The following is an 11,738-nucleotide window of genomic DNA, read 5'->3' as shown; positions in this document are numbered from 1 at the left end:
TACTTAATAAACTCAAATTCTTTCATTTTATTGTTTACATTTGTTGTAGAATTTATCACATTTAAGAAATTTTTAAGAAGATGAGCATAAAAAAACACATTCCTAACGTTATTACCTTATTGAATTTATTTGCTGGTTTATGCGCTTTAATTCACGCATTTAACGGAAGTTACAGAGAAGCTTTTTCTCTGGTTTGTTTAGGGATTTTCTTCGATTTTTGGGATGGTTTCTTTGCTAGAATTTGGAAAGTTCAAAGTCCAATTGGTTTACAATTAGATTCTTTGGCAGATATGGTTACCAGTGGTGTTGTGCCAGGTTTGGTTATGTATAAAATGCTTGGTGATATTCAAGAAAATCAATCACAATATAATTTAACGGAAGACACTTATTTTATGGGTGTAGTTCCTTATTTAGGTTTCCTAATTACGTTAGCTTCTTGCTACAGATTAGCGAAATTTAATGTAGATACGCGTCAAACAGATTCATTTATTGGTTTGCCAACTCCAGCAAATGCCTTATTGATTATGAGTATCCCAATGATTCAGTTTCAATATACTGATGTAGATTTTGTGATTGATACATTAAGTAATCCATACGTTTTAGTTGGAATTACAGCTTTAAGTGCTTATTTATTAAATGCAGAAATTCCTTTGTTCTCTTTAAAAGTGAAGAGTTTTAGCTGGGAAAAATATAAAATGCAAGTGGTGTTTTTGATTCTTTCTGTAGTTTTAATTGGACTTTTAGAATTTATTGCGATTCCGATTATCATTTTATTATATGTGATTTTATCGGTTGTAAATAATACGCTTCTTAAGAAAGTTTAATGGCAGCAACCAGAAGAAAATATCCTTCTAAAAGTAAAAAACAATCTATAATTAGTCCGAAATCCGTAAAATGGATTGTTGGACTTTTTTTGTTATTGTGTACGATTATTTTTGTGTATCAAAAAAAAGATGCGGTTTTATATTATTTAGGGTTTAAAATCAAAAATAATGAACTAACTGCGAATCAACGAAAATTAGAAGATAAGCGTATTAACGATATTGTTGATAAGCACAAAGGAAAAATTTTCGGAATTGATGTTTCGCAGTATCAAGGAACAGTAGATTGGGATAATATTGAAGCCATTGAAGAACAATTTGAACTGAAATTTGTTATCGTTCGTGCCACAGCTGGAAGTAATAAAATCGATTTGAAATTCAAGAAAAACTGGAGAAATTTAACGGAATCCATGTACATTCAAGGTGCTTATCATTATTATCGACCGGATGAAAATTCTACAGATCAAGCGAATAATTTTATCGCAACCGTAAAATTACGAAAAGGTCATTTACCTCCGATTTTAGATATCGAAAAAATGCCAAAAGGACAATCAATGGACAAACTGAAAGAAGGTTTGCAAAATTGGTTATCTATTGTAGAAAAACATTATGGAGTGAAACCGATAATTTACACAGGAGAAAAATACTATGAAGATTTTTTACAAGAAGATTTTCCAAGTTACCAATTTTGGATAGCGAATTACAATCCGTGGAAAGAAAAAATTGAAGACGATTATTTGATGTGGCAATTTACAGAAAAAGCCCAACTTCATGGCGTTGACGAATTAGTTGATGTCAATGTTTTCAACGGAAATGTAGACGATTTAAAGAAAGTCTGTTTGAAATAAACTTAATTCTTGTGTAGTATCATTGAAATTACAAAAGAGAAAAAACCTAAAGAAAGAATAAGTAATCCAATAGATTTCCAATTCGCGAAATTTACAGTAAAACCCATCCAAGCTTCTCTTTTTGGTGGTAATAAACTTTCGTCTTCGGGATTATAATAAAACACACCAAATTTCCAATTATTAGAATCTTTACGCCATGCTTCTATTTGTTCTTTTGATGGATTTTTCACTTTTGTTATGCAGATTTGAATTGATATGAAGTAACTAAATAACCCATTTTTTTGGCAAAAGTGCCATTAGAAATACAATTAGAAAAATAATCGCAACTAATAATGCAACAGATTTTGAATTTGCAAAGTTAGTTGTCCAGCCCATCCAAGCAGCTCTTTTAGGTGGTAATAATCTTTCGTCTTCTGGGTTATAATAAAATACGCCAAATTTCCAATTGTTTGGATCTTTGTGCCATGCTTCTAATTGTTCTTTTGATGGATTTTTCATATTATATGATATTTATGAAATTTACTTTCGATTTAGTTAATTTGTTTAATTCGAATACGTTTAATCTTTGACATAGTAAATCTGTAAAAACATACTCTTTGTCATTTAAAAGTTTAATTGTATAATAATTATAAAAAGAAAACGGTAGTGCTTTAGGATCACTTGAAGCGTTAATATGACCTTTTTGAATAAGAATCGATTTAACATCATTGAAACTAAAAGATTCCTTAATGTTATTTTTCTTTATTGTAATAATTCTGTCAGAAAAGTTTATTTCAATTTCTTTATTTCTATCATTTATGTAATAATCTAAATGAATAATAAATTGGATTAAAATTGGAATAAAAATTACTAAAGTAAAATATATGCAAAATTTAATGTCTGTAAAAAAACACGAAAAAGGACTGGCAAAAAATAGAAGATAATATAATCTCGATTTTTTTATAACATTAATTTGGTTCTGTTTTGAAACTTTATAAACAGTTATTAAATCTGACATATTAAAAATCTATTTCTGCATCAGTTTTAGGTGTATTGAAATCAATTTTTGTTTTTCTTAATTCGAAATTCTGACCTAAATACACTCTTCTAACCATTTCATCTTCTACCAATTCTTCTGGTTTTCCAGCTTTTAAAATTCCACCTTCAAACATTAAATACGTTTTGTCAGTAATCGCTAAAGTTTCTTGTACGTTATGGTCGGTAATTAAAATTCCAATGTTTTTGTTTTTCAATTGGGCTACAATTCGCTGAATATCTTCTACTGCAACTGGGTCAACTCCAGCAAAAGGTTCATCTAATAAAATGAATTTTGGATCGGTTGCTAAACAACGTGCAATTTCCGTTCTTCTTCGTTCACCACCTGATAATAAATCACCACGGTTTGTACGAATATGTCCTAAAGAAAACTCTTCAATTAAGCTTTCCATTTTGGCTTCTTGTTCTTTTTTGGTCAGATTTGTCAATTGTAAAACCGACAAAATATTGTCTTCAATACTCAATTTTCTAAAAACCGAAGCTTCTTGTGCCAAATACCCAATTCCGTTTTGTGCACGTTTGTACATCGGAAAATCGGTAATATTCATATCGTCTAAATAAATATTTCCGCTATTTGGTTTAACTAAACCTACAATCATGTAAAAAGAAGTTGTTTTTCCGGCTCCATTCGGACCTAATAAACCAACAATTTCTCCCTGATTTACTTCTACTGAAATCCCTTTTACAACACTTCTTTTCTTGTACGTTTTAACTAAATTTTCGGCTCTTAATTTCATCGTTTTTAATATGTCAATTGTCAATTTGGCAATATGCCAATGTTTCAATATTTTGTAAAAATATTAAATTTATTTGAAGTTGAAATTTTATTATTACTAGTTTAACTTTTCGGATAATTGGCACATAGGCTAATTATTTAATTGCCTTGTTTTCTAAAGCTTCCCAAAATTCATAGGCTCTACGCAAATGCGGAATTACAATTGTACCACCAACTAAAGTCGCAATACTCATGGCTTCCATCATTTCTGTACGATTTACTCCATTTTTGTAAGCGGTTTCTAAATGGTATTTAATGCAATCATCACAACGTAAAACAGCTGAAGCTACTAAACCTAACAATTCTTTTGTTTTCACATCTAGCGCGCCTTCCATATAGGTGTTGGTGTCTAAATTGAAAATTCTTTTAATCACTTTATTATCATCAGCTAATAATTTTTCATTCATTTTAGCACGATAATCGTTGAATTCTTTAATTAAATCGCTCATTATGTAGTGGTTATTTTTTTGTTGTTTTTGTTATTTATGAAAGCACTAATGAAAATACTTATTTCAAATAAAATCACTAATGGAATCGTAACTATAATTTGACTGATTACATCTGGCGGTGTTACAATCGCTGCAATAATTAAGATAATTACATACGCCCATTTTCTGTATTCTCTTAAAAACGATGGAGTTACTAATCCTAAAGAAGACAAAAAATAAATAATTATTGGTAATTCGAAAACCAATCCAGTCGCTAATGTTGTGGTTTTTACCGTTCCGATATACGAATTCACATTAATATCATTTTTTATGACATCAGAAACTGAGAAAGTAGATAAAAAGTTTAACGATAACGGTGTTAATACGAAATAACCAAAAGCTACTCCTAAAAAGAATAACAATGATGAAATCACGATGAATTTTACAGCGTTTTTCTTTTCTTTTTTATACAAAGCTGGACTGATGAAATTCCAAAATTGCAATAAAATATAAGGAAAACTAATGATTAATCCAGCCGTAATACACGTCCAAACTAACAAAGATATTTGACCTTCAATTTCTGTATTTTGTATGCTGAAATTTAATGTAGCATCGCAAAAACTTTTGTCTAAATCGTATTTATGAGCCAAATCACAGAAAAACTGATAGGTAATAAAATCACCTTCCATTGGTCCGAAAATAATAGTTTTAAAAATGAAATCACTAAAGTACCAAGCAATTGTTGCTCCAATTAATATAGCTGCCGAACTTCTTACTAATAACCATCTTAATTCTTCAAGATGATCTAAAAAAGTCATTTCGTTAATGTTCTTTTTATTCTTTTTTGCCATTATACAATTCCTTCTTTTAAAATATCGTGTAAATGCAACACACCTTTGTAAGTTCCATTATCAATAACCATCAATTGTGTAATTTTATAATCTTCCAAAACATCTAAAGCTTCTGAAACTAAAACAGTTGAAGCAATTGATTTTGGATTTTTTGTCATAATATCTTGTGCTGTTAAATCAGAAAAAGTTTCTCTATCTGTCAACATTCTTCTAATATCACCATCGGTAATAATTCCAATAACTACACCGTTTTCAATTACGGCTGTAACACCTAAACGTTTTTCGGAAATTTCCATAATAACTTTCTTAATCGAAGCATCTGGAGCAACTTGTGGTGCGTGTGTATTGTCTAACATGTCTTTTACACGCAACAATAATTTTTTACCTAAAGCACCACCTGGATGGTATTTAGCAAAATCTTCCGCTTGAAAATTTCTCAATTTCATCAAACAAACGGCAATCGCATCACCTAAAACCAATTGAGCAGTTGTACTGTTTGTTGGTGCTAAACCAATTGGACAACATTCGGCATCTACGTGTGCATGTAAAACTAAATCAGATGAAGTCGCTAAAAACGAAGTAGTGTTTGCCGTCATTCCAATTAACGTCGTACCGAAACTTTTGATAATTGGTGCTAAAACCTTAATTTCTGGACTGTTTCCACTTTTCGAAATACAAAGTACCAAATCGCCATTTTGAATCATACCTAAATCGCCGTGAATCGCTTCAGCAGCATGTAAAAATATCGAAGGTGTTCCAGTTGAATTTAAAGTAGCAACAATTTTTTGAGCAATTATGGCACTTTTTCCAATTCCTGTAACGACTAATCTTCCTTTTGATTCGAAGATAAGTTGCACGGTTTTGGCAAAATCATCAGTAAGATAATTTGTTAGTTTTTGGATACTTTCGCTCTGTGAAAGTATAGATTGCTTTGCGTTTTCTAGGATAGATTGTGTTGTATTCAAAATTAAATGAATTATATTTTTGTTTTTAAAGAATAGTTGTATCTTTATAATTGCAAATTTAGACAAAATTCAAATAATAATTGGCTAAAAATATTTGTTTATAAGTTCAACCCATTTTTTATGACAGAACAAAATATAGATTTATACAAAGAATTAAAAAAATACTTTGGATTTTCTCAATTTAAAGGATTACAAGAAAAAGTAGTTACGAGTATTATATCTGGTAATAACACGTTTGTTATTATGCCAACTGGTGGTGGTAAATCTTTATGTTACCAATTGCCTGCTTTGGTTTTGGAAGGAACTGCAATTGTGGTTTCTCCGCTTATTGCGTTAATGAAAAATCAAGTGGATGCCATTAGAAGTATGGGTTCAGATATTGGTGTGGCGCATGTTCTAAATTCTTCATTAAATAAAACAGAAGTCAATCAGGTAAAAGCAGATATTTTATCTGGAAAAACCAAAATGCTTTACGTAGCTCCAGAATCTTTAACGAAAGAAGATTATATTCAGTTTCTACAAACAGTGAAAATTTCTTTTGTGGCGATTGATGAAGCGCATTGTATTTCAGAATGGGGTCACGATTTCCGCCCAGAATACAGAAACTTAAGAAGCATTATCAAACAATTAGGTGATGTGCCAATTATTGGGCTTACCGCAACGGCTACTCCAAAAGTGCAAGAAGATATCTTGAAAAACTTAGATATGCCGAATGCCAATACGTTTAAAGCTTCATTCAATAGACCAAATTTATATTACGAAATACGCCCAAAAACGAAAAACGTTCAAGGCGATTTAATACGATTTATTAAGCAGCACAAAGGAAAATCGGGTGTGATTTATTGCTTAAGTCGAAAAAAAGTAGAAGAAATTGCACAAGTTTTACAAGTAAATGGAATTTCTGCCGTTCCTTATCACGCTGGTTTAGATGCAAAAACACGTGCCAAACATCAAGATATGTTCCTTATGGAAGATGTAGATGTGGTAGTGGCAACTATTGCTTTCGGTATGGGAATTGATAAACCAGATGTTCGTTTCGTAATTCATCACGATATTCCAAAATCACTTGAAAGTTATTATCAAGAAACGGGTAGAGCTGGTAGAGATGATGGCGAAGGAATTTGCTTGGCTTATTATTCATACAAAGACATCGAAAAGTTAGAAAAATTCATGTCGGGTAAACCAATTGCTGAGCAAGAAATTGGATATGCTTTGTTACAAGAAGTGGTGGCTTACGCCGAAACTTCAATGTCTAGAAGAAAGTATTTATTGCATTATTTCGGTGAAGAATTTGATGAAGTAAATGGCGATGGTGCAGATATGGATGACAATGTTAGAAATCCGAAGAAAAAAACCGAAGCACAAGATCAAATTGTTACGTTGTTAGAAGTTATTAACGATACGAAACAATTATTCAAACCAAAAGAAGTTATATTGGCTTTAGTGGGTAAAATTAACGCCATTATTAAAGCTCAAAAAATAGATACGCTTAAAACTTTCGGAAGTGGAAAAGAACACGACGAGAAATATTGGATGGCTTTAATCCGTCAGATTTTAGTGGCGGGATTAATCTCAAAAGATATTGAAAGTTATGGGGTTTTAAAAGTTACGAAAGCTGGAAACGATTTTATCAAAAAACCATATTCATTTATGGTGGCGGAAGATCATGAGTTTAGCGAAGAAGAAGATGAAAACATCATTGCCGCAGCCAAATCTACAGGAACAGCAGACGAAGCTTTAATGGCAATGTTGAAAGATTTACGTAAAAAAGAAGCTAAGAAACATAGTGTGCCACCGTTTGTAGTTTTCCAAGATCCATCTTTGGAAGATATGGCGCTGAAATATCCAATTTCTATTGATGAATTAAGCAATGTTCACGGAGTTGGAGAAGGAAAAGCGAAGAAATTTGGGAAGCCTTTTGTGGAATTGATTTCAAGATATGTTGACGATAATGATATCATTCGTCCAGATGATTTAGTAGTGAAATCTACAGGTGCGAATTCGGCGAACAAATTATATATTATTCAAAATATTGATAGAAAATTAGCTTTAGATGATATTGCTTCTGCAAAAGGTTTGAAATTCGATGATTTGTTGAAAGAAATGGAACAAATTGTTTTTTCTGGAACAAAATTGAATATAAAATATTGGATTGATGATATTTTAGACGAAGATCAACAAGAAGAAATTCACGAATATTTTATGGAATCCGAATCGGATAGTATCGAAAAAGCTCTAAAAGAATTTGACGGCGATTACGATACGGAAGAATTACGATTAATGAGAATTAAATTTATAAGCGAAGTCGCAAACTAAAATAATAATTATAAACCCAAACTAAAAATCCAAATTCCAGTTGTACGATAAACTAGAATTTGGATTTTTTTTATTCTGATTTTTCTTCAAAAACTTCACCTCTGTGTGGTCGCAAAGCATCTCTAAAAGTAATCATATCAGCTTCTTCAACAACTAAATACGCAATGGCATACATTTCGTTTAAAATTTCAAAACCCGTAATTTTTATCGCATAATTTTCTTTTTCTAAAAATTCTTTCAGGTGAATTTCATGATGCTCGGCAGTTTTAGGAGCAGCTTGACCTCTAAAATCCCAGATTAATTTTATTTTCCTAGACATTTTGTTATAGATTTTATAATTTTGACTCCAATCAAAAAAATATGTTGTAACGTTGCAAAAATAGTATTAAAATGAAGTATTACCTACTAAAATTTTTCGTGTTTTTTTCCTTAGTTTCATTCGCTCAAGAAACTTCTTATGAAATTTCTTATCAAAGAAGTTTCAATGGAAAAATTATCGAAAACCAAGATTTACTAAAAGTTTTTGCAACTCACAATCAAGTTGTGTTATCCACTGAAAAAATAGAAGCCAATCAAGCGACTTTACCATTTGAGAAAACGTTGATTGACACCGAAAACTTAAGTTTTTATCAAGTTGCGACTTTGTCTTCCAATAAAGTGATTAGTTATAAAGACAATGAAGCTATCAAAAATCAAAAATTAGAATTTTTACCAGAAACCAAAAAAATATTGGGTTATCTGTGTAAAAAAGCTAAGACTGTAATTAATTCTAATGCGATTGAAATTTGGTATACGAATGAATTAAATTTAAAAGCGAGTCCAACAGTTTTAGGAATAAATTTAGGTTTGGTTTTGGAAATTACTAGAAATGGTAATAGTACAACTCAAGCCATCAAAATTCAAAAGAGAAAATCGAAAAACACTTCTAATACTAAAATTGATAACACAGTTGATGTATTAACCTATAAGGATTTGTTGTGGAAAAGCCGATTTACAACTATCCCAGTGTTTAAAGATGAAATTATTAATTTTTCGTCTGAAGCAAAATCAAATGATTCAATTATAAGATTTGCTAACGGAACTATTATTTTAAAGAAAATTAAAGTTCCTAATCAAACCAAATCAAATCTTGCCTTTTTAGATGTAATTGAACAATCTAACGGCGATGCTTATGATAGAACAGGTTCGGTTTTTATCATTCCAATTTCGAACTCGAAACAAACCTTTTTATCTGGTTTAGAGAAAGGAAAAGAAGCTTTGCCAATTTATGAAAATGGTAATGGAAAAAAATATCAGGGTGTTGTTGCCACTTCAACTTATGAGCCATTAACCGAATTAATGCGATTTTTTACACCCTTCGGAATCAAACAATATAATCATATTGAATTAAAAGATAAAACATGGGAAAATCAGGTTTCTTATCGTCAGGAAATTACAGATGTATTCCAACAATTTGCTGGTAGAGAAGTGTGGATTGGTACTTTTATTGGAAATTACGATAAAGGCGGTCATAAAATTACCATGAATATTACTTTACATTCTGAAGATGTAACATTTAAACCTACTAAATTATTTCCGTTGTTTAATACCACAAATATTATGGAAATGGCCGGACAAGATTACGGAACTATGTTTGATGTAGAAAAGGGTTTAGAAACAAAAATTAACTTATCACAACCTTTAAAAAACGCTAAAATTCGTTACATCACTACTGGTCACGGTGGTTGGGAAAATGGTGATGAGTTTGTTCCGAAAAAGAATACCATTTTAGTCAATGGAAAAGAAGTATTCCAATTCACGCCATGGCGTCAAGATTGTGGTTCTTATCGATTGTATAATCCCGCTTCAGGAAATTTCCCTAACGGATTGTCATCTTCAGATTATAGTAGAGCCAATTGGTGTCCAGGAATGGTAACCACACCAACGTATATTGATTTAGGAGATTTACCTGCAGGAGAATACACAATTCAAGTGAAAATTCCTCAAGGAAAACCAGAAGGCGAAAGCTTTAGTGCTTGGAATGTTTCTGGAATTTTAATTGGAGAATAAATAAAGCCTTTTACAAATTAGAAAAATAATAGGTTTACTAACTAAACAAACTATTTTGACTATTTTTGCAGGATAAATTTTTATTGTATGCCACGCGAATTACTCATTCAAGTTTCTCCAGAAATGGCGAATAACGAAGAAATGTTATACCAACATGTTTCTAAATTAGTACACACTTCTGTTGCTGATTTACAAAAAATTGTGGTGGTAAAACGCTCTATTGATGCCCGCCAAAAAGCTATAAAATTCAATTTAAAATTAAATATTTACTTTAAAGATGAGGTGTTTACAGATTCTAAAATTGAATTACCAAATTACCCAAACGTTACCAATAAACAAGAAGTTATTGTAGTTGGAGCTGGTCCAGCCGGATTATTCGCTGCTTTACAATTAATCGAATTAGGTTTAAAACCGATAGTTTTAGAACGCGGAAAAGACGTTCGTGGCAGAAGAAGAGATTTAAAAGCGATAAATGTTGACGGAATTGTAAATTCAGATTCGAATTATTGTTTTGGAGAAGGCGGAGCAGGAACGTATTCTGACGGAAAATTATATACACGTTCTAAAAAACGTGGTGATGTAGATAGAATTTTACAATTATTAGTAGCTTTTGGTGCTACGGAAGAAATTTTAGTAGAAGCTCATCCGCACATTGGAACGAATAAATTACCACAAATTATTCAAGATATTCGAGATAAAATTATCGAATGTGGCGGACAAGTTTTGTTCGAAACGCGTGTGACGGATATTTTAGTGAAAAATAATGAAGTAGACGGAATTGTGACTCAAAACGGAGAAACAATTCATTCTAAAAAAATCATTTTAGCAACCGGACATTCAGCTCGTGATATTTTCGAATTATTACATAGAAAAGATATTTTCATCGAGGCGAAACCTTTTGCATTAGGTGTTCGAGCGGAACATCCTCAAGAATTAATTGATAAAATTCAGTATTCTTGCGATTTCCGTGGCGAATTTTTGCCGCCATCACCATATTCAATCGTAAAACAAGTCAATGGTCGTGGAATGTACTCATTTTGTATGTGTCCAGGTGGCGTAATTGCACCTTGTGCCACAGCTGATGGAGAAGTGGTTACGAATGGTTGGAGTCCAAGTAAACGTGATCAAGCAACAGCCAATTCTGGAATTGTTGTCGAATTACGATTAGAAGATTTTAAACCTTTTGAAAAATTCGGACCTTTAGCAGGAATGGAATTTCAAAAACAAATTGAGCAAAAAGCATGGAATTTAGCGGGTAAAACGCAAAAAGTTCCAGCACAAAGAATGATTGATTTTACACAAACCAAAGTTTCTGGATTTATTCCAAAAACATCTTACGTTCCAGGAACAACTTCGGTAGAATTAGGTGAAGTTTTTCCTTCGTTTTTAACACAAACCATGCGTGAAGGTTTTTCGGCTTTCGGAAAAGCCATGCGAGGTTATTTAACTAATGAGGCCATTTTGCATGCTCCAGAAAGTAGAACTTCATCTCCAGTTCGTATTCCAAGAGATAATTTCACTTTGGAACACGTTCAAATTAAAGGTTTATATCCTTGCGGAGAAGGAGCTGGTTACGCTGGTGGAATTATTTCTGCAGCCATCGATGGTGAAAAATGTGCTTTAAAAATTGCAGAAGCATTAGGTAATTAA

At 31.7% G+C, this 11,738-nt stretch carries 13 protein-coding genes; 5 read left to right on the top strand and 8 right to left on the bottom strand.

Annotated elements, in window-relative coordinates:
• The first annotated feature begins 80 nt into the window (after positions 1 to 80).
• The gene (locus BMX42_RS04020; RefSeq protein WP_177169117.1) at positions 81 to 824 is read left to right on the top strand and encodes a CDP-alcohol phosphatidyltransferase family protein; all 744 of its coding nucleotides are present in this window, start codon (positions 81 to 83) and stop codon (positions 822 to 824) included.
• Positions 824 to 1,669 carry a GH25 family lysozyme gene (locus BMX42_RS04015; RefSeq protein ID WP_091309085.1) on the top strand — a complete coding sequence of 282 codons (846 nt, stop codon included), beginning with the start codon at positions 824 to 826 and terminating at the stop codon, positions 1,667 to 1,669. Before BMX42_RS04020 ends, BMX42_RS04015 begins: the two co-directional genes overlap by 1 nt.
• 2 nt (positions 1,670 to 1,671) lie before the next feature.
• Here the strand turns inward: BMX42_RS04015 and BMX42_RS04010 are convergent, their stop codons facing one another.
• The 7 genes from BMX42_RS04010 to BMX42_RS03980 all read right to left on the bottom strand — a co-directional run bounded on the left by BMX42_RS04010 (position 1,672) and on the right by BMX42_RS03980 (position 5,723).
• Positions 1,672 to 1,899: a DUF5808 domain-containing protein gene (locus BMX42_RS04010; RefSeq protein WP_245748233.1), complete on the bottom strand. Its 228-nt coding sequence runs from the start codon at positions 1,897 to 1,899 to the stop codon at positions 1,672 to 1,674.
• 34 nt (positions 1,900 to 1,933) lie between these two features.
• Entirely contained in the window at positions 1,934 to 2,167 is a 234-nt protein-coding gene (locus BMX42_RS04005) for a DUF5808 domain-containing protein (RefSeq protein WP_091309078.1), read from the bottom strand.
• 1 nt (position 2,168) lies between these two features.
• Positions 2,169 to 2,666, bottom strand: coding sequence for a PH domain-containing protein (locus BMX42_RS04000; RefSeq protein ID WP_091309074.1), 498 nt, complete (start codon positions 2,664 to 2,666; stop codon positions 2,169 to 2,171).
• A gap of 1 nt (position 2,667) precedes the next feature.
• On the bottom strand, positions 2,668 to 3,441 hold the full coding sequence (gene lptB / locus BMX42_RS03995; RefSeq protein ID WP_091309071.1) for an LPS export ABC transporter ATP-binding protein: 774 nt from the start codon (positions 3,439 to 3,441) through the stop codon (positions 2,668 to 2,670).
• Positions 3,442 to 3,574: 133 nt separating this feature from the next.
• On the bottom strand, positions 3,575 to 3,928 hold the full coding sequence (locus BMX42_RS03990; RefSeq protein WP_091309067.1) for a carboxymuconolactone decarboxylase family protein: 354 nt from the start codon (positions 3,926 to 3,928) through the stop codon (positions 3,575 to 3,577).
• Positions 3,928 to 4,758, bottom strand: coding sequence for a twin-arginine translocase subunit TatC (gene tatC, locus BMX42_RS03985; protein ID WP_091309064.1), 831 nt, complete (start codon positions 4,756 to 4,758; stop codon positions 3,928 to 3,930). The genes BMX42_RS03990 and tatC overlap by 1 nt, the downstream gene beginning before the upstream one ends.
• On the bottom strand, positions 4,758 to 5,723 hold the full coding sequence (locus tag BMX42_RS03980; protein WP_091310857.1) for a KpsF/GutQ family sugar-phosphate isomerase: 966 nt from the start codon (positions 5,721 to 5,723) through the stop codon (positions 4,758 to 4,760). The genes tatC and BMX42_RS03980 overlap by 1 nt, the downstream gene beginning before the upstream one ends.
• 120 nt (positions 5,724 to 5,843) lie before the next feature.
• On the opposite strand from BMX42_RS03980, the gene recQ reads away from it, so the two are divergent.
• The gene (gene recQ / locus BMX42_RS03975; protein ID WP_091309059.1) at positions 5,844 to 8,039 is read left to right on the top strand and encodes a DNA helicase RecQ; all 2,196 of its coding nucleotides are present in this window, start codon (positions 5,844 to 5,846) and stop codon (positions 8,037 to 8,039) included.
• Positions 8,040 to 8,109: 70 nt separating this feature from the next.
• Here the strand turns inward: recQ and BMX42_RS03970 are convergent, their stop codons facing one another.
• Positions 8,110 to 8,358, bottom strand: coding sequence for a hypothetical protein (locus BMX42_RS03970; RefSeq protein ID WP_091309056.1), 249 nt, complete (start codon positions 8,356 to 8,358; stop codon positions 8,110 to 8,112).
• A gap of 71 nt (positions 8,359 to 8,429) precedes the next feature.
• Between BMX42_RS03970 and BMX42_RS03965 the strand changes: the two genes are divergently transcribed.
• The gene (locus tag BMX42_RS03965; protein WP_091309053.1) at positions 8,430 to 10,088 is read left to right on the top strand and encodes a PNGase F N-terminal domain-containing protein; all 1,659 of its coding nucleotides are present in this window, start codon (positions 8,430 to 8,432) and stop codon (positions 10,086 to 10,088) included.
• Between the two features lie 87 nt (positions 10,089 to 10,175).
• On the top strand, positions 10,176 to 11,738 hold the full coding sequence (locus tag BMX42_RS03960) for an NAD(P)/FAD-dependent oxidoreductase (protein ID WP_091309050.1): 1,563 nt from the start codon (positions 10,176 to 10,178) through the stop codon (positions 11,736 to 11,738).

Origin of the sequence: Flavobacterium terrigena (genome assembly GCF_900108955.1) — a bacterium.
Lineage (GTDB): Bacteria > Bacteroidota > Bacteroidia > Flavobacteriales > Flavobacteriaceae > Flavobacterium > Flavobacterium terrigena.
Note: the sequence above shows the minus strand (reverse complement) of the source record. Positions and strands in the feature narration are given on the sequence as shown.